This is a genomic window from Mesorhizobium sp. M4B.F.Ca.ET.214.01.1.1 (assembly GCF_004791545.1).
GTDB lineage: Bacteria > Pseudomonadota > Alphaproteobacteria > Rhizobiales > Rhizobiaceae > Mesorhizobium > Mesorhizobium abyssinicae.
In genome coordinates this window covers 40,246-61,687 of record NZ_SRUX01000014.1, presented here as the reverse complement: position 1 = coordinate 61,687, position 21,442 = coordinate 40,246, and the positions used below count along the sequence as shown (strand labels likewise).

General features: G+C 64.7%; 19 protein-coding genes. 15 read left to right on the top strand and 4 right to left on the bottom strand.

The window, feature by feature from the left end:
* Positions 1–12: 12 nt before the first annotated feature.
* Positions 13–552 (bottom strand): dihydrofolate reductase family protein, encoded by a 540-nt coding sequence (locus tag EN857_RS25130; RefSeq protein WP_127393198.1) that lies wholly within the window; start codon positions 550–552, stop codon positions 13–15.
* 136 nt (positions 553–688) lie between these two features.
* Between EN857_RS25130 and EN857_RS34890 the strand changes: the two genes are divergently transcribed.
* The 3 genes from EN857_RS34890 to EN857_RS25120 are packed head-to-tail and all read left to right on the top strand — an operon-like array spanning position 689 to position 2,831.
* Complete coding sequence (locus EN857_RS34890) at positions 689–1,120, top strand: hypothetical protein (protein ID WP_187331451.1); 432 nt, start codon at positions 689–691, stop codon at positions 1,118–1,120.
* Positions 1,117–1,986, top strand: coding sequence for an alpha/beta hydrolase (locus EN857_RS25125; RefSeq protein ID WP_187331450.1), 870 nt, complete (start codon positions 1,117–1,119; stop codon positions 1,984–1,986). The genes EN857_RS34890 and EN857_RS25125 overlap by 4 nt, the downstream gene beginning before the upstream one ends.
* A gap of 26 nt (positions 1,987–2,012) precedes the next feature.
* Positions 2,013–2,831: a Stf0 family sulfotransferase gene (locus tag EN857_RS25120; RefSeq protein ID WP_127393196.1), complete on the top strand. Its 819-nt coding sequence runs from the start codon at positions 2,013–2,015 to the stop codon at positions 2,829–2,831.
* Here EN857_RS25120 and EN857_RS25115 read toward each other — a convergent pair.
* Positions 2,820–4,016, bottom strand: a complete 1,197-nt coding sequence (locus EN857_RS25115) for a cytochrome P450 (RefSeq protein WP_189379573.1) — start codon at positions 4,014–4,016, stop codon at positions 2,820–2,822. The genes EN857_RS25120 and EN857_RS25115 overlap by 12 nt on opposite strands.
* A gap of 175 nt (positions 4,017–4,191) precedes the next feature.
* Here EN857_RS25115 and EN857_RS25110 point away from each other — a divergent pair, with 175 nt between their 5' ends.
* The 8 genes from EN857_RS25110 (at position 4,192) to EN857_RS25075 (ending at position 13,863) form a co-directional block, all read left to right on the top strand.
* Entirely contained in the window at positions 4,192–5,115 is a 924-nt protein-coding gene (locus EN857_RS25110) for an Lpg1974 family pore-forming outer membrane protein (protein ID WP_127393194.1), read from the top strand.
* A gap of 72 nt (positions 5,116–5,187) precedes the next feature.
* Positions 5,188–5,991, top strand: a complete 804-nt coding sequence (locus tag EN857_RS25105) for an alpha/beta hydrolase (protein WP_189379571.1) — start codon at positions 5,188–5,190, stop codon at positions 5,989–5,991.
* Positions 5,992–6,180: 189 nt separating this feature from the next.
* The gene (locus tag EN857_RS25100; RefSeq protein ID WP_127393346.1) at positions 6,181–8,622 is read left to right on the top strand and encodes an ATP-binding protein; all 2,442 of its coding nucleotides are present in this window, start codon (positions 6,181–6,183) and stop codon (positions 8,620–8,622) included.
* A gap of 5 nt (positions 8,623–8,627) precedes the next feature.
* Positions 8,628–9,008: a response regulator gene (locus EN857_RS25095; protein ID WP_127285145.1), complete on the top strand. Its 381-nt coding sequence runs from the start codon at positions 8,628–8,630 to the stop codon at positions 9,006–9,008.
* Between the two features lie 250 nt (positions 9,009–9,258).
* The gene (locus EN857_RS25090) at positions 9,259–9,645 is read left to right on the top strand and encodes a response regulator (protein WP_127285144.1); all 387 of its coding nucleotides are present in this window, start codon (positions 9,259–9,261) and stop codon (positions 9,643–9,645) included.
* Positions 9,645–11,399: a YaiO family outer membrane beta-barrel protein gene (locus EN857_RS25085; protein WP_135859297.1), complete on the top strand. Its 1,755-nt coding sequence runs from the start codon at positions 9,645–9,647 to the stop codon at positions 11,397–11,399. The genes EN857_RS25090 and EN857_RS25085 overlap by 1 nt, the downstream gene beginning before the upstream one ends.
* Before the next feature lie 2 nt (positions 11,400–11,401).
* Entirely contained in the window at positions 11,402–12,439 is a 1,038-nt protein-coding gene (locus tag EN857_RS25080; protein WP_127311022.1) for a HEAT repeat domain-containing protein, read from the top strand.
* Entirely contained in the window at positions 12,436–13,863 is a 1,428-nt protein-coding gene (locus EN857_RS25075) for a glycosyltransferase (protein ID WP_187331447.1), read from the top strand. The genes EN857_RS25080 and EN857_RS25075 overlap by 4 nt, the downstream gene beginning before the upstream one ends.
* A gap of 26 nt (positions 13,864–13,889) precedes the next feature.
* Here the strand turns inward: EN857_RS25075 and EN857_RS25070 are convergent, their stop codons facing one another.
* On the bottom strand, positions 13,890–14,102 hold the full coding sequence (locus EN857_RS25070; protein WP_245478322.1) for an Hpt domain-containing protein: 213 nt from the start codon (positions 14,100–14,102) through the stop codon (positions 13,890–13,892).
* Positions 14,103–14,377: 275 nt separating this feature from the next.
* On the opposite strand from EN857_RS25070, the gene EN857_RS25065 reads away from it, so the two are divergent.
* Positions 14,378–17,737: an AAA family ATPase gene (locus tag EN857_RS25065; RefSeq protein ID WP_135859296.1), complete on the top strand. Its 3,360-nt coding sequence runs from the start codon at positions 14,378–14,380 to the stop codon at positions 17,735–17,737.
* Positions 17,738–17,853: 116 nt separating this feature from the next.
* Here EN857_RS25065 and EN857_RS25060 read toward each other — a convergent pair whose 3' ends face one another.
* On the bottom strand, positions 17,854–18,501 hold the full coding sequence (locus tag EN857_RS25060; protein WP_127394145.1) for a TetR/AcrR family transcriptional regulator: 648 nt from the start codon (positions 18,499–18,501) through the stop codon (positions 17,854–17,856).
* A 200-nt stretch (positions 18,502–18,701) separates the two neighbouring features.
* On the opposite strand from EN857_RS25060, the gene EN857_RS25050 reads away from it, so the two are divergent.
* From EN857_RS25050 to EN857_RS25040, 3 genes are all read left to right on the top strand, one after another.
* Complete coding sequence (locus EN857_RS25050; RefSeq protein ID WP_127394144.1) at positions 18,702–19,595, top strand: NAD(P)/FAD-dependent oxidoreductase; 894 nt, start codon at positions 18,702–18,704, stop codon at positions 19,593–19,595.
* A 162-nt stretch (positions 19,596–19,757) separates the two neighbouring features.
* Positions 19,758–20,045, top strand: a complete 288-nt coding sequence (locus tag EN857_RS25045) for a hypothetical protein (protein WP_127285822.1) — start codon at positions 19,758–19,760, stop codon at positions 20,043–20,045.
* 343 nt (positions 20,046–20,388) lie between these two features.
* Entirely contained in the window at positions 20,389–21,432 is a 1,044-nt protein-coding gene (locus EN857_RS25040; RefSeq protein WP_127285823.1) for a LacI family DNA-binding transcriptional regulator, read from the top strand.
* Positions 21,433–21,442 lie beyond the last annotated feature (10 nt).

The following is a 21,442-nucleotide window of genomic DNA, read 5'->3' as shown; positions in this document are numbered from 1 at the left end:
TGGAGCAGGCTACTAACCCTTCGCGACCGGCGCATACTCCAGCGCCACCACGCCATTGCTGAACGGGACGGCCGAGATCAGCTCCAGCGCGAGCGGCTCCTCGGTCGGGAACAACGGCTTGCCCTGGCCGACGGCGCCCGGATAGACGAGCAGCCTCAGGCGATCGACGAGGCCATGGCTGAGCAACTGCCGCGCAATGCTCAAGCTGCCATGCACATAGATGTTGCCGCCGTTTGTCTGCTTCAGGCTGGCGACCGCTTCGGGCAGGGGGCCTGCGAGCAATTGCGCCGGTTGCCAGTCGATCGCCTGCAGGCTGGTCGAGGCGACATATTTCGGCAGCGCGTTGAAGCGGTCGGCGAAGTCACCGGTTTCGGAGGGCCATGAACCGGCAAAGATCTCGTAGGTCGTGCGGCCGAGAAGCATGGCGCCGCTGTCGGCGAGTTCGTCCTCCTTGAACGCGTTCATCTCGTCGTTCCAGGTGACGTTCGGCAACTTCTCGACCTCGGCGATGCCGTCGACGCTGATGAACTCCGTGATGATGAGCTTTCTCATGATGCTCTCCCGTCGGCAGTAGCCACTCTTGCAGTCAAGATCGCGACGACACAGCTATTCGCCTCGCTCTTTTCCCTCTAGCTCGCCCCGGTTCCTCATCATAATCTCGCGCCCGTTTGAAACATCTTGAGTCCGCATGAGCAAGCTTCTTTTCACCCGCGTTCCGTTCAACCCGTTCTCGCTTGGTCTGGTCTGCAACTTCATTGCGCACCATCCGCCCTTCGACGGCTACGAATTTGGCCAGATGGTGAAGTCGTTGCGCTACCAGATCGAGCAGCAATCGCATCTCGTCGGCGCCATTGACGATGCGATCGTCGCCTACGTCGGCTGGGTCGTGACCAGCCGCGAGATCGCCGAAACATGGGTCGCGAACAATGGCCCGCTCAATCCCGATCCTGGCGGCAGCGCAATTGCCGCAACCGTTATGGCCACGCGCTCGTCCTCGCACATCCTGCCGCTGATCAAGGAGGCGAAACTGCTCAACCTCGACAAGTCGGTCTACTGGAAGCGCGACTTCATCGATGCCCGTGGCGCCATGAAACGCGCCGTGCGCAAGCGGGATGCATGATGGACCAGGCCGCGCCCGGCGAGGGGCTCACCCAGGAGATTCTGATCCGCCTCGGCGACCGTTATGCGTCGATGTTCGTGCGCATTTGGCAGCCGGCCGGCCAGTCTCGTGGGACTGTCTATTGCCTCCACGGTTTTACTGGGAACGGCGCCGATTTCGATTATCTCGCGACCTTTCTTTGCCGCAACGGCTATCTGGTGATCTGCCCCGATCTGCTTGGGCGTGGGCGCAGCGCGTTTCTTGGTGCGGGTTACGACATCGATCTCTATTCCAGGTGCTTGCGCGCGCTCGGTCGGTTTGCCGGCAAGGAGAACCACTTCATCGGCACATCATGGGGCGGGCTGATCCTGACGCTGTTCCTCCATGCAAACCGTGGCCGTGTCGATCGGATAGTCCTCAATGATGTTCCCATGATCGGCGGCCCGAAGGTCGACGCCCTGAGAGACGGGGTCATCCGGGAAAGCACGCTGACCTTCGAGACGCGCGCCGCGGCGAGGGACTATCTGCGTGCCGCAAGCGCCGCGATGGGCTCCGTCGAGGAAGTGGTTCTAAGCCGCTATATCGAGAACCGCATCGCCAGCGGCACCGACGGCGTTCGGCTGGCCTATGATCCGGCCGCGACCGAAAATTTCGCGACAATGACCGGACGTGCATACGATCTGTTTCCCATGGTGGCCAAGCTGGATGCGCGGATGTTGCTAATGTATGGGCGAAAGAGCGAATTCATCGACAGGAGCGCCTTGGAGCGGACGCGTCGCGTCCGGCCAGACATCTGTATCGTCGACAACATTGATGCGGACAGCCCGCCCTCGCTGATGACGATTGATCAGGCTTTCTTGATCCTGGGTTTCCTGTCCGCCGTTTGAACTGGCGCTGCCTTTGGGGATCGGCAATGCACTTCGAGGAAGCATACGGCAAGCTGCTATCGGCTGCTTTCGATCAAGCTGGGTCGGATGGCAATCCGATCAAGATCCTGATTTGCACGACGCCGCGAACTGCCGGCCATTCCTACTGTCGGGTGCTGAAGCATTTCGGGCTCGGTCTGCCCACCGAGTACTTCCAGTGGCAGTTTGCGCTGCCGCTCCTGCGCCGCTGGACCGGCCACGATGCCATCGACGTCCCGGCACTCGATCGCGCGGCAGCGTCATACGGACGGCAACTTCTGGCAAGACGCTCGGTCAATGGCGTGTTCGCGGCAAAGCTGTTCGCAGGCAATCTGAACTTCGCGCGCAACGCGATCGGCCAGGACGATACAAGGTCATTTTATGTGTTCCTGTCCCGACGCAACAAGGTTGAACAGACCGTCAGCCTGCTTGCGATGCTCTATACCGGGCAACCGTTCGATGGCGGAGATACGCTGCCGGGAATCCCGAAGTTGAAGACGATAAGCCAGAAGGCGGTCATCGATACGGTTCGCCATATCGCCGACTCTGAGGTCATGTGGCGGAACTACCTCTCGACCATTGATCCCATGAGGGTAGTCGATGTCGTCTATGAGGATTTTGTCGCCAGCCCGTACGAGAATGTGCGAGCGACGATGCGAAATTGGTTTCCGGCCCATGATCTGGACAAGGCCGCCATCGAGGCAAGCGCGCGCTATCAGCACGATGCGGACATGAAGAGGATCATCGCAAGGCAATTCGGAAGCCTGATCCGGGACCTGTGGCGCGACATGCCTGGCGAACCGGACCGGCCCTTGTCAGCGCCTTGACACCACGACCGCCATGCCGCTCGCCGGGCGCAATGCCAGCGCATAGTCGAAGCGGATAATGTCGTCGGTGCGGGCGAATGCGAACTGCCGCACCACCGCGCGAACCGCTTGCTCGACCTCGAGCCGGCCAAGGCGTGCGCCGCCGCACATGCGCGGCCCGGTCAGGAACGGGATGAAGGCGCGACGGTCGAAACTATTGTCGATGAATTCCTTGCGGCTGGCATCGAATGTCCGCGGGTTCTCCCAGAACTCGGGATGCTGGTGCGCGCCAACGATGGAAAGCATGATGAGTTGTCCGGCCCTCAGCGCCACGCCGTCGATTACCGTGTCGGCGCTCACCTCGCGCGTCAGGAACGGAATGGGCGGAAAATACCGCATCGTTTCGTTGATGAAGCAGTCGGTGAACGGCGTGTCGGCCTTGGCGCCGGCGATCTCGTCGTGGATACGCTCCTGTACTTTCTGGTTGGCGCCGAGCCTGTCGATCACCCACAGCACCGTCGTCACGGTGGTTTCGACGCCCGCGAAAAGGTTCATCACGAACTCTTCGATGGGCGAGAAGCTGTCGATCCCGCCCGATTTCTCGGAGAAGCGGCGCATTTGCGCCGCCGATCGTGGGTCCGCCATCAGCTGCGCTCCGAACTCGGCTATGACCGCGCGGGCGCCGCTGATGACGCTGGTGCGCTCAGCATCGGTCGGCGTGACCCAGGAGTAATATTGCAGGCGGCGCAGCACCTCGCGGGTCCGGTCGAGCAATGCCGCCGTCGGCCGGGGCTCAGCCACAAGTCTGAACGCCTGATAGAAGATGGTCAGGGCGCCAGCGAACAGCGCCTCCTGGATGCCGGCCAGGGACGTTTCGCAGACGCTGAAGCACGAGGCGAAGATATCGGACACGCTTTGCACCTGGGCGGGCTTCGCCGCAGCGAGGTAACTGTCTTGCGTGATTGAGCGCCTTGTCGCCCACTCCTCGTCATTGGTGTTGAAGCGGCTGAAGCCGAGGGCGGAAATCAGCGAGAAGTTCTTGCGAAACAGGTTGGGGGCCTTGGCGATCCTGTCGACCGCGTCTGGGTGGTCGAAGACCGCGAGATTGCCGATTTCACGAGGCTCGGGGGTGATCTGGCCGCTCTGGGCAAAGAGCGCGTAGGCAAGATTGTTCAGAAAGCCTTCAATTTGCGCTGGATTGTCCACGAAGCCCCCGTTTGTCATCGTCTGGCGCTAACTATCTCTAGTCATTGTGCTTTTTATTGCTGTTGCAAAGATGTTACACTGACGCGGCAAAGTGTCGGGGCATCCTCTCGGCAATAGGCCGTTATCCGAGTCTCTGCAATATTGGCAGCCGCGAGAATCTGGGGTGGGGATAAGCATGCGGGCTCAAGTACAGGGCAAACTTTTAGCAACGGTGGCGGCATCGGCTGCCTCCGTGACAACCATCGGCGTGGCCACGGCTCATGCCGGAGAGGCGCAACCATCGGACCCGGCGGTCATCGATGCGCGCATCAAGATGTCGTTCGAAGGCGCCTATTTCTGGAACAATGTCCACAAGGACGACAAGCTCAGCAGCGACAAGCTGGGCAACAGCAACGGCGACATCTCCGGGTCAGTAGCGTTGACCAAGCAGATTTCCCCGGGGCTGGATTGGCGTCTTTCCGGCACCTTTCATGTCGGCAAGCACCGGTCGGTCCTTCTTGGCGAGGGGCCTGTCACCGATCCAGACGGTACCATTAGCGCTCGTTACGGCGACGGCTACGCCTTTCAGGCGTTCGATTTCGACGTCGGCAAGCACGTCAAGGCACAGCAGGCTGACATCCGCTTCTTTGGCGGCCTGCGGATCGCACATGCGGACGAAAAGGTGTTCGACTTCTCCGAGACGTTTACGCCTGACAATCCTGCCGACAAGGGCATTTCCGCCGACAAGGTTGGCTCGTCCGAATACTGGGGCATCGGTCCAAGGGTTGGTGCCGAGGCTTATTACCCGGTCGGCGAAAACTGGGGCCTGACGGGCGCCGTTTCAGGCTCCGTGATGTGGGGCCGCCGCACCAACCGTGTTGGTGGCAGTGTCACGCAGACAAACCCTGACATGCATGCTTCCGCAACGCTGTTCAGTGAGAGCTCGAGCGAAACGGTCTCTAACCTCGATGCGTCGGCCGGCTTGAGCTGGACGCCGATGCCGAACACGACCTTGACCGCCGGCTACAAGATCGAGGCATGGCACAACCTTCTTGTGAATGCCGACCACGAGAACCAGATATTCCAGGGTCCGTTCCTGCGCCTCGAAGTCAAGATGTGATCGCAGCGGCCGGTCAGGGTGGCTTCGGTTACGGCTTTCGAGTCCAGGTTCGCATCGAACGGGAACGTTAGGTTGCATTACATCGCGGCGGGCTCCGGCCCGCCGATCGTTTTTCTGCACGGGTTTCCCGACCATGGTCTTGGCTGGCGCCGTCAGATCGAATCTCTATGCGGCAACTTCAGGGTCCTGGCGCCGGATCTGCGCGGATTCGGGCTAAGCGACAGGCCGAGGGGACATGCAAACTACGCGTTGCTGCCGAACCTCGTTCAAGACGTGCTGTCCATCCTCATGGCGGAACGACTCTCCCAGGCTTCAATCGTCGGCCACGACTGGGGAGGAACCATCGCCTGGTGGCTGGCCATGCGCGTGCCGTCGGCGGTACGCCACCTCATAACTCTCTCCAGTCCCCATCCGCGCAACTATCTTCGGGCCATAGCCGATCCAGCCAATTCCGGATATTTCGGTTACGTGCGCCGCTTCCAGGAAGCCGGTGTGGCAGCCCTGCCCACGCCGGACGAGCTTGCCAGCTGGGTTGCCGACGTGGACGATAGACAGGCGCTCGTGGCGTCGCTTCGGCAATCCGATCCGGAGGCGGTGCTGAACTACTACAGGGCCAATATTCCGCTGGGCAGGGTGCCCGACATCGGCCCGCTGCCGTTGATCAGGGCGCCGACCCTTGCCCTGTTCGGCACCGACGATCCCTATGTTCCGGCCAGCGCCTTCGACGGCACGTTCCGCGAGGTCGACAACGTCTCTTCCGTGCTGGCGCTGCCCGGTGCCGGCCACTTCATCCACCACCAGGCCGCCGCCTTCGTCACGCGCGAGATCGAGGCCTGGGTGGCGCAGCCGCCGTCGAACTTCCGCCACCTCGCCTGAAGCCCCTTCGCGGCCGGAGGTCGTCGACATATGCCGTTCGCTGGGCGATGATCGCGTCGGCCTGACGCTTCGCACTGGTCGCCGATTCGGCGTTTCGGCCTGTCCCATTGTCGCTCAGACCGGTCCACGGCTCTTTAGACCTCGGATAGGTTTTGCCGGTATCTATCGGAAAAAAGGAGCCGGAAAGTCATGACCGATATCTGGCGCTCACTCCTCACCAATCTTGCCCTGGTCTCCATCCTGGTGGTCGCCTGGGATCTTGTGGCGGATTTTACCGGGCGTCTCTCGCAGCGCAGGCAGTCGCTGGTTCTCGGCGTGGTGATGTGCACGGGCGCGGTCATTTCCATGGCGACGGCGCTCTCCGTCTCCGGCTTCATCGTCGATCTGCGCGCCGCCTTCATCGCCGCCGCCGCCTTCTTCGGCGGATGGCCGGCCATGGTCATCGCCACGGCCGGCTCCATTGCCTATCGCATCCATCTCGGCGGCCAGGGCGCGAGCATCGGGATCGTGGGCATCCTCATCACGGCTGTCGTCGGCATTGCCTGGCATCACATCGTCGCGGCCCGGTCGCGCACCATCTTCCACATATTCGGCCTCGGCGTGTCGGTCGCTCTCGCCGGACTGATCACGCTCCTGGTCATTCCCCCGCAAGTCGTCGCCGGCATGGTACAGCAGAGCACGTTCCCGTCGCTTGTGTTTCGCTTCCTCAGCACCATCATCGTCAGCGTGCTGCTCGACCGCCAGCAGCGGCGGCGCGATCTTGTCATGTCCAACATGATCTACCGGGCCATGGTTCGCGAGCTGCCGGATTGCCTGAACATAAAGGACGTCGACGGCCGCTTCATCGCCGCCAATCCGGCGACCGCCGAAATGGTGAACGCCACCTCGGTCGAGAACCTGATCGGCAAGACGGATTTCGATTTCTACCCGAAGGATGTGGCGGAGCGCTTCCGGCAGGACGAGATGGGCGCGCTGGAGGCCGGCCAGACGCTGCGCATCGACCAGCCGGCGATTTTCCCGGACGGCAAGCAGGGCTGGCTCTACACGCTGAAGGCGCCGTTCCGCGACGAGGCCGGCAAGATCACCGGCGTCATCACCTACAATCGCGACATCACCGAGCAGAAACGCAATACCCAGCTCAAGAACGATTTCATCTCGACGGTCAGCCACGAATTGCGCACCCCGCTGACGTCGATCCGCGGTTCGCTCGGCCTGATCGCGGCCGGCGTGGCGGGCGAGCTGCCGCCAAAGGTCGCCAACCTCATCAACATCGCCCACAACAACAGCGAGCGGCTGGTTCTTCTCATCAACGACATCCTCGACATGGAGAAGATCGAATCGGGCGTGATCGCCTTCAAGATCAAGCAGATGCCCGTCCGCCCCCTGCTGGAGCAGGCCATTGCCGCCAGCTCCAACTACCGGGCCGACGGCGGGATCCGCATCGTCCTGGTCGACGATGCCCCGCGCGCCGAGGCCAACATCGACGAGGATCGCCTGCATCAGGTGATGGCCAATCTGCTGTCGAATGCGATCAAGTTCTCCAACGCCGACGGCACCGTGACGGTGAAACTCGAGCGCCGCGATCGCGACATGCTGCGCATCTCGGTGATCGATCAGGGCGCCGGCATTCCCGAGGCATTCCGCAGCCGCATCTTCGGCAAGTTCGAGCAGGCGGATGCCTCCAGCACCCGCAAGCAGGGCGGCACCGGCCTCGGCCTGAGCATCGTCAAGACCATCGTCGAAAAGCTCGGCGGCGCCGTTTCCTTCGAGACCGAGGAAGGCAAGGGAACCTCGTTCCATGTCGACCTCGCCGAGGCGCAGAGGCAGCCTGACAAGCCGGTTTCGACGGAGCGCCGGTCGCGGCCGCGCGATGGCCGCCTGCGTGTCCTCATCTGCGAGGACGAGACCGATGTCGCGGCGGTGATCGCAGCACTGCTCGATGCGGAGGGCTTTTCCAGCGACGTCGCCCCCGACATCGACACCGCCATGGCGCTGCTGCGCTCCCGTGATTATGTGGCGCTGACGCTCGACATCAGGCTGGCGGGTGAATCCGGCATCAAGCTCTTCCACGACATCAGGGCGTCACCGGTGAATTCCGACATCTCGGTCATCGTCATCTCCGCCGTCGCCGATGAGGCCAAGCGCTCACTCAACGGCACCGCCGTCGGCATCGTCGACTGGCTGGAGAAGCCGGTGGACTCGAAGCGGCTTCACGCCGCTCTCTCCAAGATCGTCGCCGGCAAGGTCGAGCGCAGGCCGAGGATCCTCCACGTCGAGGACGACGAGGGCGTGCTTGCCGTGATGTCGGCGGGGCTGGGTCCGGACGTCTTGATCGCCTCGGCGAAAACGCTGCAGGAGGCGCGGCGGGCGGTCGCCAAGCATCGCTTCGACCTGGTCATCCTGGACATCGCGCTTCCCGACGGGTCGGGGCTGGACCTGCTCATCGATCTGCCGCAGGAAACCCGAGTCATCGTGTTCTCGGCGGCGGAGATGGACGAGAAACTCGGCGACCGGGTGCAGGCGATGATGACCAAGACCAGGGCGTCGGAGATCGATGTCGCCAAGCTGGTCCGGCGCATGTTGGTTGCGTCTCGCAACGCGGCGAAATCCACCGCGCAAGCAGGGGAGTGACATTGATGTCGGCAAGGATCCTCTATGTGGACGACGAGGACGACATCCGCGAAATCGCGCAGATGTCGCTGGAGCTCGAGCCTCGGTTCGAGGTGCGGTCCTGCTCTTCGGGCGCCCAAGCGCTGGCGGTCGCCGCCGACTGGCAGCCCAACCTCATCCTGCTCGACGTGATGATGCCGGACATGGATGGGCCGGAGACGCTGAAGCGGCTGGCCGCCTCGCCGCTTACGGCATCGATTCCCGTGGCGTTCATCACGGCGCGCACCCAGACGCATCAGGTTGAACATTATCTGGCCATGGGGGCGGTCGGGGTCATCGCCAAACCCTTCGACCCGCTGGCGCTCGCCGCTGAGGTCGGGAAGCTGCTGGCGCTGCGCGCGCGCTGACGGGCTGTTCGGGCTTCCCGGCGGCCGCATCGGCGGGAAGCTGTGCGGCGCCGTTTACGGCTCATATACCATGCCGACTTATTCATCTACTGATTGTAGCGAAATGCGGCCGTCGCGAATCGGCTATAACTATGATCGCACGGGTGTTGCGGGCCTGCGGCCCGCGCGGAACTATGGGCGTGGACCACATTGGCGGATGGCGGTTCGTTGATTGATCACTCCGGGGGGCGATGGAACCGGAGCAGCACAGGTGGATGGAGCGAAGGCAAGAGTTCTGATCTGCGATGACGATCCCTTGTTGCTCGAGCTGATGGAATTCAGGCTGCGGGCGAAGGGATACGAGGTCATCAAGGCGGTGGACGGGGCCGAAGCGCTTTCGAAGGCGGAGCGCGACGGGCCCGACATCATCGTGCTCGACGCCATGATGCCCAAGGCGGACGGCATCGAGGTGCTTGCGCGCATCAAGGGCGACCCCAACCTGTCCGAAACCCCCGTCGTCATGCTGACCGCCCGCAAGGCCGAAAAGGACATCGTCTCGGCGCTCGAAAAGGGCGCCGACGACTATCTTGTGAAGCCGTTCATCCCCGAGGAGCTGCTGGCCCGGCTGGCGCGCCTGATCGCGCGGAAGAAACGCTGATGCGGCAAAGCCGGCGCGCAGCCCTTGCCGCATGCATGTTCCTGGCAATGGCCGCGCCTCCCGGTGTTTCATGGGCCCAGACGGTCGACGAGCTTTACGCGTCCGGCGTCAAGGCGAGGCAGGCCCAGCATTTCGACGAGGCGGCGGATCTGCTCAAGCGCGCGTTGGCGCTGAAGCCCGACAATGCCGATGCCCTGGTGCAGCTCGGCTTTGTCGAGCTCGGCCGCAACGATCTGCCGGCCGCGCGCGACGCCTTCTCCAGGGCGCTGTCGCTCGCCCCGACCTATATGGATGCCAGCTTCGGCCTGGCCGAGGTCGAGTTCCGCTCCGGCAATCTGGATGCCGCGCTGCCGCTGGCCGAGAAGGCGGCGGGCGCCGAGCCCGGCAATGCCGATGCCGCCACGCTGGTCGAGACCATCCGCAAGGCAAAGCAGGCGGCCGGCGGCAAGCCCAAGCCGGCTCCGGCGACGGCAGCGTCCGCGAAGACGGCGCCGCTGTGGCGGCCCGATCCCGTCGCCGGGCTGATGGAGCAGGGCAGGCGGCTCAAGGCCGCGGGCAAGCTGGCCGAGGCCGAGCGGGCCTATCGCCGGGCGCTAAAGCTGGCGCCGAGGAACACCGACGTCCTGGTCGCCCTTGGCCTGGTCGCTGGCGCCGGCCAGCGCTTCGACGAGGCCGGGCAGTTCTTCGACCGGGCCCTGGCGATCAAGCCCGGCTTGCTCGACGCCCGACTCGGCAAGGTCCGCCTGGCGATCTGGCAAGGCGACGTGCCGCGCGCCCGCGCGATAGTCGATGACGTGCTGGCCTCAGCGCCGGACAATGTCGAGGCGCTGAACCTCGACGCCAGGATTTCTCTTCTCGAAGCGGACTACACGCGGGCCGGGCAATCATTCGATCGCGTGCTTGCGATCGATCCGCGCAATGCGGAGGCGCTGTTGGGGATCGGCGACGTCCGCCGCGCCGAGGGCGACGACGCGGCCGCGCGGGCAGCCTACAACCAGGCGCTCGCCATCGAGCCCGGCTCCGCCGAGATCGAGCAGCGGCTGGCGGTGCCGCCGCCGCGCAAATGGCGGCTCGACATCGGCACGGAGGTCAGCGACCTCACGGGCGGCCTCGGCGACTGGACCGACAGCGCGGCCGGCCTTGCCTATCGGCTGTCGCCGGCGACGACCCTTTCAGGCCGCACGCGGGTGGCGACCCGCTACGGACACACCGACGTCCAGGTCGAGGGCCGCATCGACCAGGCATTTTCGCCCGCCTTCTCCGCCTATGCGCTGGCAGCCGCAACGCCGGATGCCGATTTCCTGGCGCGCTATTCGATCGGCGCTGGCGCGTCCTGGCAGGTCGTGGCGCCGGCGAAAGCGTTCGGACCGGTCTCGCTCAACATCGACGCCCGCTACGACGATTTCGCCGATACCGGCGTCACCACCGTCTCGCCCTGGGTGCAGGGCTACATTTTCGACGGCCGGCTCGGGCTGTCCGCCCGCTGGGTGCATGCCGAGGACGATATCGGCACCCGCGCCGACGGCTATGTGCTGCGCGCCGACCTCGCGGTGACGCAGCGCTTCAACGTCTTCGGCGGCTACGCCGACGCGCCGGAAATCTCCGACGGCACGCTGGTGCCGACGCGCACCGTCTTTGGCGGCGTTTCCTTCGACGTCACCGATCCGCTGACGCTGCGCGCCAGCATCGCGCATGAGCAACGCCCGACATTCGACCGAACCATCGTCGGGCTCGGCCTGACCGCGCGGTTCTGACCATGTGGTACGTCTGGGACCTCTCCATCCTGCTTGGCGCGCTTTCCATCGCGATCATGCTGATCCTGATCCTGCGCCGGGTGCTGCAGGAGCGCCGCGGCACGGCCAACGCCGATCAGCGGCGCCAGCTTCTGACGGCGCTGATCGCCTTCACCGAAAACCGCGACCGCGAGGCCCTGAAGGCGGCCATCCTCGCGGTGCCGGCCGGGGTGGCGATCAATGCCGGCTTCGAATTCCTGTCGCTGCTGCGCGGCGCGGAGCACGACGACGTCCTTGCCGCCTTCAAGGAATGCGGCATGCCGGCCCGTGTCGGCAGGCAGCTTGAACGAGGCAACGTCGCCGAACGCATCCACGCCGCCGAGATGCTCGCGGCGCTGGATTCGGAGGATGCGTCGGCACGCCTGCTTTCGGCGCTGGCCGAGGACCGCTCGCGCGAAGTCAGGATCGCCGCGGCCATCGCGCTCAGCGATCTCGGCAGCCTGCCGCTGCTCGACTTCGTACTGGACAATATCGGCGTGGCGGGGCAGCGCTCGCGGCGCGTCATCGAGCTGTTCAGGCGCTTTCCGCGGACGCGCTTCAACGAGCTTGCGGTGCATGCATCGCGCGCGGACGGCGTGCCAGTCGTCAGGGCGGCCGCGATCGAAGCGCTGGCCCGCGCCGGCGGCTTCGGCTTCGCCGATTTCTTCGCCAGCCTCGCCGGCGATGCCTCACCCGAGGTCGCCGCCGCCGCGCTCCGCGCGCTCGGCCTGACCGGCCATGCCGACGCGCCGTCCATCCTGGCGAGCGCGATGGCGAGCGACGACCTCGACGTGCGCGCCGACGCCGCCGACGCCGCCGGCCGCCTCGGCCTCAGCGAACTCGCTGCGACGCTCGCCGGGCTGATGGACGACGAGGTGTGGACCGTGCGCTATGCCGCCGCCAACGCGCTGCGCTCCTTCGGCCAGCCCGGCGAAAAGATGCTGCGCGCGATGGCCGCCAGCGACGTCTCGCGCAGCCAGCGCACCGCCTCGCTCATCCTTGCCGAGGGCCCTGCCACATGATCGCCGACTGGAGCCACCAGATCGTTCTGACAGCCTCAATCCTGTCCTGGTTCATCATCGGGGCCGGGCTGGCGCAAACGGCGATCTACCTGTTGCAGCTCATCGTCGCCGCCTACGCGCTGTCCATGCGCCCGCCGGTGGCGCGCTCGGCGCTGCTCTGGCACCGCTACGGCGACGTCGCGCCGCCGATCGCGCTTTTGGTGCCCGCCTACAACGAGGCACTGAACGTGGTCGAGAGCGTCCATTCCATGCTGGCGCTCGAATATCCGAATTTCGAGGTGATCGTCATCAACGACGGCTCGAAGGACGACACGCTGCAGCGCCTGATCGACGCCTTCAGGCTGGTGAAGTTCCACCGGCCCTACGAGGAGGAACTGGCGCACCAGCCGATCCGCGGCCTCTATTCCTCGCCGATGACCGAGCGGCTGTTCGTGGTCGACAAGGAGAATGGCGGCAAGGCCGACGCCCAGAACGCTGGCATCAATGTCTGCCGCGCGCCGGTCTTCTGCGTCATCGACGGCGATTCCATCCTCGAGCCCGACGCGCTGATGCGCGCCGCGCAGCCCTTCATCGACGACCCCGAGCGCACCATCGCGGTCGGTGGCACCATTCGCATCGCCAATGGCTCGACGATCGAGGCGGGCAGGGTGCGCGAGGTGCACCTGCCGTGGCGCCTGCTGCCGCTGTTGCAGGTGGTCGAATATCTGCGCGCCTTCCTGATGGCCAGGCTGGCCTGGAGCCGCATCAACACGCTGATGCTGGTCTCCGGCGCCTTCGGCATGTTCCGCCGCGCCGAAGTGGTGGCGGTCGGCGGCTTCACCAAGGGCTCGATGGGCGAGGACCTCGACCTCGTCATCAAGCTGCACCGCCACATGCGCGATACCAAGCGCAAATACCGCATCCAGTTCGTCCCCGAGCCGGTGTGCTGGACCGAGGCGCCGGAGACGTTGAGCGTGCTGGCCAGGCAGCGCACGCGCTGGCAGCGCGGCGCGCTCGAATGCTTCTTCCGCTACCGTTCGATGCTGTTCAACCCGCGCTATGGCCGCGTCGGCTTCCTCGGCTTCGGCCACATCCTGATCGTCGACGTGCTCGGCCCGGTGGCCGAGGTGCTGGGCTATATCCTGATCCCGGCCTTCTGGCTGCTCGGCATCCTGTCCGGCGAATATCTGCTCGCCTTCACCTCGCTCGTCTTCACCTACGGCGTCTGCGTCAGCGTCTGTTCGCTGGTGCTCGAAGAAGCCGAACTGCAGCGCTTCCCACGTGCGCGAGACCTTGCCGTGCTGACGGCGGTCGCCGTGATCGAGAATTTCGGCTACCGCCAGCTCAACAATTTCTGGCGCGTGAAGGGCTGGTGGCAGTTCCTGCGCGGCAACCAGGGCTGGGGCGAGATGACCCGGACCGGCCTCGGCGGCGCCAAGAAATAGGCGCGGCTGGGCGGCGACCGGCCGCGTCATTGCAATGTGCGCTCGACCTCCGCGATCAGCGCATCGAGCGCCGCGCCAACCGCCCCGCCATCCGCCTGCTCGGTGAGCAGCGTCTCCAGAGCCGATGCCTTGGCGCTGATCTCCGGAAAGCCGAACGTGCCGGCCGCGCCCGCCAGCGAGTGCGCGAGCCGGATCAGCGGATCGTTGCCGGGCAGGGGAGTCTCACGTGCGACCTTCAGCTCGGTGAGCTGATCGGCGCAGCGGGCGAGGAAGCGCTGGCGGAGGGGAGCGAAGGGATCGGTGGAGATGGGGGTGCTCCGCGGCTGGGTGAGAGGGTATTCAAGCAGAAAGCGGGGTGGGTTGGAATGGCGGGCTGGGGCTGCTCATCGCTGTGGCCTGGTTCAGGCGGCATGATGTCCTGGTTTGAGCCAAACCGGTCATTCAAAACCTGCTCCTAGACAGGCTGTCTCCCCTGGTGGATCATGCGGTGGGTGGGCAAGCCAGGGGCGCCGCCATGGACGTCGGAGGTTGGCTGCGGAGGCTTGACCTCGAACAGTATGAGGACGCCTTCCGCGAGAATAAGATCGACGAGACGATCCTGCCGATATTGACGGCCGAGGATCTGAAGGATCTTGGCGTCGGATTTGTCGGACACCGTCGTAAGCTGCTCGACGCCATCGCAGCCTTGCGCGCTCAAGCAGGCGCACCGACGCCGCTTTTATCCGATGCGCCTCTGGCAATCGACAACGCAGCGAAGGACACCGCTGAGCGCCGCCAGGTCACCGTGATGTTCTCGGACCTTGTCGGCTCGACAGCACTCTCCGCGCAAATGGACCCTGAGGATTTGCGGGAGGTGATTGCGGCCTATCAGAAGTGCGTTGCGGAGGCCGTGCGTCGCTTTGGCGGGTTTGTGGCCAAATACATGGGCGACGGCGTGCTGGTGTATTTTGGCTATCCAAAGGCGCATGAGGACGACGCAGAGCGAGCCGTGCGGGCCGGGCTGGCGGTCGTTGATTCGATCGCAAGGCTCGCGACCCCGGCACAAGGCGCGCTTGCGGTGCGCGTCGGCATCGCTACGGGGCTGGTGGTGGTGGGCGATCTCATCGGCGAAGGAGCGGCGCAGGAGGAAGCGGTGGTCGGCGAGTCGCCGAACCTGGCGGCACGGCTGCAGGCATTGGCGGCGCCCGGCGAGATCGTGATCCCGCTCGCGACGCGCCGACTGCTCGGCGGGCTGTTCGAGTTCGCCGACCTGGGCTTCCACGAGCTGAAGGGGTTCGACGCCCCGATCCGCGCGTGGCGAGTGCTTCGCGAGAGTGCCGCCGAGACCCGGTTCGAAGCGCGCGCGACGAGCGGCCTCGCCCCCACGGTCGGGCGCGAGCACGAGCTTGCTCTGCTCGCGGAGCTTTGGAGCAAGGCCGCGTCCGGCGAGGGGCAGGTGGTCCTGCTCTCCGGTGAGCCCGGCATCGGCAAGTCGCACCTGATTCAGGCGCTCCGCGAGCGTCTGCGCGACCGGCCGCACATCCGCATCCGCTGCCAGTGCTCGCCGTTCCACGCAAACAGCGCCCTTCGCCCGTCGATCGTCCAGCTCACCCGCGCGGCTGGCTTCCACCCAGACGATCCGCCGAGCGTGAAACTCGACAAGCTGGAGCGCCTCCTGGCGCGCTCTACAGACAAGGTCCGGGATGACGCCCCTTTGTTGTCGGCGTTTCTTTCGCTCCCGGTGGGCAGCCGCTACGCACCTCTGAACCTCAGCCCTCAGCGCCAGAAGGAGCTCACCCTCGAGGCGCTGATCCGGCAGCTTGTTGGCCTGGCGGCCCGCCAGCCCGTGCTGTTGGTTTTCGAGGATATCCACTGGATTGATCCAACGTCGCTGGAGCTTCTCGACCGATTGGTTCCGCAGATCCCCCGCCTTTCAGTCTTGGCGATCTTCAGTTTCCGCCCTGAGTTCGAGCCGCGGTGGATCGGCCACCCGCGGGTCACCTCGCTCGCGCTGAACCGCCTGAGCCGCCGGCAGGGCGCGGCGCTGGTGGAGCGGTTGACCGGTGGCAAGGCGCTGCCGGGCGGGCTGCTCGAGCAGATGGTGGCCAAGACAGACGGCGTGCCCCTGTTCCTCGAGGAGGTGACCAAGGCGGTCATCGAATCCGACGTGTTGACCGATGAAGGCGACCGCTACGCGCTCTCGGGTCCGCTGCCACCGTTGGCGATCCCTGCAACCCTGCAGGATTCTCTGGTGGCGCGGCTCGATCGGCTGGTGATGCCGGCGCGGGAGGTCGCGCAGATTGGCGCCGCCATCGGCCGCGAATTCTCTTATGAGCTGCTGGCGGCTGTCGCGCAGCGCGAGGAACGGGAACTGCAGGGCGCCCTCGACCAGCTCATCAGCGCCGAGCTCGTGATTGCGCGCGGCCGGCCGCCGCACGCGACGTGCACCTTCAAGCACGCATTGGTGGGAGATGCCGCCTATGCCACCTTGCTGCGCAGTCGGCGCCAGCAACTGCACACCCGGATCGCCCATTTCGGCGAGGTCGTCGAACACGAGCCGGAGATCGTGGCTCAGCACTATACGGCTGCAGGCCTCTCGCTTCAGGCCATCGGCTACTGGCAGCGCGCGGGAGAGAGCGCCAACGACCGTTCGGCCAACGATGAGGCCCAGAACCATCTGCAGAAAGCGCTGAACCTGATCGAAACGCTCCCTGCGGGCCCGGAGCGCCAGCGGCGCGAGCTCGCAGCGCTAACGGTGCTGGGCCGCGTGCTCGCCGCCAAAAGCGGCTACGCAAATCCCGAGGTCGAGCAGGCATATTCTCGCGCGCGCCGCCTTTGCGAGCTGATGCCGGAAGATGCGGATATCTTCCCGGTTCTGCTCGGCCTGGCCATCTACTCGGCCACGCGCGCCGAACTGACGTCGGCGCACGAGCTGAGCGGACGGCTGCTCGACCTTGCCCGGCAGAGTAACGATCCCGTGTGGGTGGTCGAAGCCCATTATGCCCGGGGGGTCGGCTTTTCCTGGCGCGGCGCCTTCAGGGAGGCACGCAAACATCTGGAGCTGGCCTCCGAATCGTATCGCCCACAGCGACATCGAGCCCATCTCGCCCTCTACGGCCAGGATCCCGGACCGATTTGCCTGTGTCGTGGGTCGGCGGTGCTTTGGCAACTCGGCTACCCCGACCAGGCGCTGGCCCGGATGGAAGACGCTCTTGCCTTGGCCGAGCGATTGGCGCACCCCTTCAGCCGCGCCTACGTGCTGACATGGGCAGCGTGGTTACGAATATTCCGGCGCGAGGTGGCCGAAGCCGAGGAGCAAAACGAGCGTGCGCTCACCTTCGCGACCGAGCAGGCGTATCCCTTTTGGACTGCCATGGCCGCCCAGCAGAAGGGATGGCTCTGGGCGAAGCAGGGCCATAGGGAGCGGGCGATCGCCCAGATCGAGGATAGCCTGGCCCGGATGCAGGCCGTCGGAACGCAGGTGACGCAGGCGTACACGATGGGACTGCTCGGCGAGGTGCTAGGCAGCGTCAATCGCGCGTCCGACGGCGTGCGCCTGATCGATCGGGCCCTCGACCAGGTGAACCGGACCCGCGAGCAGTGGTGCCATGCCGAATTGCTGCGGCTCCGGGGTGCCCTATGCGCTGCCGCGGAACCAGGCGATTGCCGCGAGGCCGAAATCTCGTTCCGCCAGGCGATCGAACGGTCTCGCCAGCAAGGTGCCAAATCCTGGGAGCTCCGCGCCGCCACATCGCTTGCGCGGCTTTTGGCCGAACAAGGCAAGCGCGCCGAGGCGCACGACCTGCTCGCGCCGACCTACGGCTGGTTCACCGAGGGCTTCGACACGCTCGATCTGAAAGAGGCCAAGACCTTGCTCGACAAGCTGGGGGCATGATCACATGCCAGCCATGCAATGTCCGGTGCTGGCGCATTCCGGACACCGATCTCGCGCTGAGTCAGTGCCACGCGTTCAAAATATCGAGCGAGTAGTCCATCGCGGCCTCGTCCCGGCTATCCGCCCGCGTGTTCGTTGCGACCGTGAGCCGCGATGAACATGGCGACAGCCGACCGGCAATAGGATTCGATTTCGTCATCGTCCTCTGCTCTCGCCTCATCAAAGCGTGCAATAATTAGAAGATCGGAGCCTTTGAAAAGTGCGGCAAACAAGCGGGCGGACCGGAGAGGATCGGGCACGTTGAGCACCGCCTTCGCGTGCAACTGACGTAACAGGGTCTCGATTTGGGCGACGATGTGGGCGGGGCCGGCTTCGTAATGGAGCTTGCTCAACGACTTTTGGTTCGGCGTGTCGGCCATGACTATGGCTTCGACGTTGCGGACATCGGGGCGCAGCAGCGTGCGAAGCATCGACGATCCCACCGCCATAAGCTGATCCTCGGCCGAGCCATCGACGCCTTCAAAAAGTGCCTGTGGGATTAACTGCTGACAGCGGACCGCAAAGGCCGCGCCAAACAGCGCCTCTTTGTTCTCGAAGTGCTTGTAAATGCTGAGCTTCGATATCTTCGCTCGCTGGGCGACCTTGTCCAAGGTCGTCGCTTGAAAACCCAATTCTGCAAAGAGTTCGCCTGCGGTGTCGACAATGGTTTGGCCAAGCGCCTCATTGGCGGGCCGGCCACGCCGGCCTCGACTATTTTCGGTCATCTCAATTACAGTCCTTGACAGTATCGTAATTCATGAATTACGATACTACGCAGTTTCGGAAATTCCAAGAGTGGATTCTATCGTGTCCTCCAAATCAGCATTACCTTGGCCGCCTACCGATATCGAATGCGCATCGCCGGACGATTCTGCGTGCCAGCCTCAGCCCAACCCGCTTCATACGCAACACGGAGCCCATCACCATGGATGACGTCATCATCATCGGCGGCAGCTTTGCTGGCCTTGCCGCCGCCCTGCAACTCGGCCGTGCCCGCCGCAAGGTCACCGTTCTCGACACTGGCCTGCCGCGCAACCGCTTCGCCGGACACTCGCATGGTATGCTTGGTCACGATCACAGGCCGCCGCTGGACATCCTGGCCGAGGCGCGCCGGCAGTTGGCGCGTTATCCTGCGATCAGTCTGGTCAACGCTCGGGCCGAAGAAGTCTCCGGCGGCATCGACGATTTCTCCGTCCTCCTGGGCGATGGCGAACGCCTTGGGGCACGTCGGCTGATCCTGAGCTATGGCATCACGGACCAGATGCCCGATGTGCCGGGGTTTGCCGAAAGCTGGGGCACGTCCATCGTGCCGTGCCCCTATTGCGACGGCTTTGAAGTCGCCGGCCAGCATTGGGGCCTCGTCTGGTCCGGCCCGCAGTCGCACAATCAGGTCAGGCTGTTCCACGATTGGACTGACAGGTTGACGGTCTTCTCCGATGGCCACGACATCCCGGCCGATATCCGGGCCGATCTGGAGCGTCGCAACACGCCTGTCTTCGATGGCCGGATCACTGAAATCACCCGTCACGGCGGCCGTAATCCCACCCTCAAGCTCGATTCCGGCCGTGATGTCGCTGTCGACATTCTGTTCGCGCATCCGCGCAACAAGCCGTCCGCCGGCCTGCATGAATCACTGGGCCTCGCCACGGCCGCCACGCCCCTTGGCATCGTCCTCAAGGTTGATGAGCGCCGCGAAACCAGCATGCCCGGCATCTACGCCGCGGGCGACCTCACTAACCCCATGATCCCCTCGGTCACCACGGCATCGTGGCAAGGCGCGATGGCGGGCATCTTCGCCCAGCAGTCGATGCTGGTTTGAGAGGCGCGCCTGGAATCACCTTGTTGCAAGACATTCAAATTTGAGCTTCCGCGCTCATGCTTTGTCGAGAGTATCTCCTTTAGTCTCCTAGACCTTCTGCGCCGTAAGTTTGGCCGTTTTGCATCGCCGTCGGCGACGATGACGACGAAATAGGAGAACGCAATGACTCGCAGTCACGTTGAACGTCTTGGAGAGTTCAGGGAAATCCTCGTCGCGACCCGACGCGAAGGCGTCCGTAACGTGCACCATACCCGCGACGCAATGCGGGCAAGTGGCTTCCAGATCGGGGACAGCGATGGCTCCAGCTACGGTGCCCAACTGAAGGCGCTCCAGGAGGAAATCGAGGCAGTCGATCGCGCCATCGAAGACGAGAAGCGGCTGGCCTTGACCATCGAGAGCGCGACTCAATCCCGCCGACCGACCAAGCCGAGAATCGTGAAGGGGACGTAGAGCCAGGTACTGGCGCTCAGCGGGGTGGGGTGGAACGTGTGCAGCCGAGCGCAGCGCTTTCCCCGCGCCAGACCATGACCGGCCTCCACGGCGCCAATCGAAAGCGCCCATGACGGGGTTGACCGCTTGTGCCACAGCATTCCTTCAGATTGTGTTGCCGCTGCAACCTGCTAGCGCGGTCCAAAGGACACAAAATCCCCCTTGCCAACCTCCCCACCTTCCCCTAACCTCCCTGTGAGAAAACCTTTTCCCAAATCGCTCCGCGCTCGCTGACCTCACCCGTCATCACCGCGCAGGGCGATAAGAGAAAACCTTTTCCCAACTCAGGGATGCGCCTCGACACATGTCCTCCGACGCCTTGCCAGCGCCAGCCCCGGTCACCCTACGTGAGGTGGCATTGGCCGCCGGCGTCAGCGTGGCGACGGCCTCGAAGGCGCTGAACGGGCAGGGGCGGATGACGGCGGAGACGCGCGAGCGTATCCGCGAGACGGCGCAGCGGCTTGGCTTCCGGCCGAACAGCCTGGCGCAGAGCCTGCTGCGAAAACGCTCCTTCACCGTCGGGCTGCTCACCAACGATACTTACGGCCGCTTCTCGCTGCCGCTGATGGCCGGCGTCTCCGATGCGCTGGTCGATGCCGGCGTCTCGGTCTTCCTGTGCAATGTCGAAGACGATTCGCGCCTTGGCCAGCTCCATGTCGAGGCCATGCTCGACAAGCGCGTCGACGGCATCATCGCCACCGGAAAACGCATCGACCGCCATCTGCCGATCGACCTCTCCAATCTGCGCATTCCGGTGATCTATGCCTTCACCCAGCCCGATCCGGGCTCGGTCGCCTTCGTCTCCGACGATGCCGGCGGCGCGCGGCTGGCGGTCGAGCATTTTTGTGGGCTCGGACGCCGGCGCATCGCCCATGTCAGCGGGCCGGCGAGTTTTGCCGTCGTGCATGAGCGCGCGCGTGCCTATCGCGAGGTGCTGGCCGAGCACGGCCTGCCGGTGGCCGAACCGCTGCTCGGCGCCTGGTCGGAAGGCTGGGGGCATGAGGCCGTCGCAAAGCTCTTCGACGGCAAGGCGGGCAGGGGCGAGATGCCCGACGCCGTCTTCTGCGGCAACGACCAGATCGCGCGCGGCGTCATCGATGCGCTGCGCGAGCGCGGCATCGGCGTGCCCGAGGATGTCGGCGTCATCGGCTTCGACAATTGGGAGATCGTGGCCGAGGCGACGCGCCCGCCGCTGACCTCGGTCGACATGAACCTGGCCACGCTCGGCCGCGAGGCCGGGCTCGCTCTGCTTTCGCTCGTCGGCGGCCAGGCGGCCGCGCCGGGCATTCGAAAACTGCCGTGCCGGCTGGTGGTGCGTCAGTCATGCGGCCGCCCAGTGGGCGGCTAGGAGAACGCGC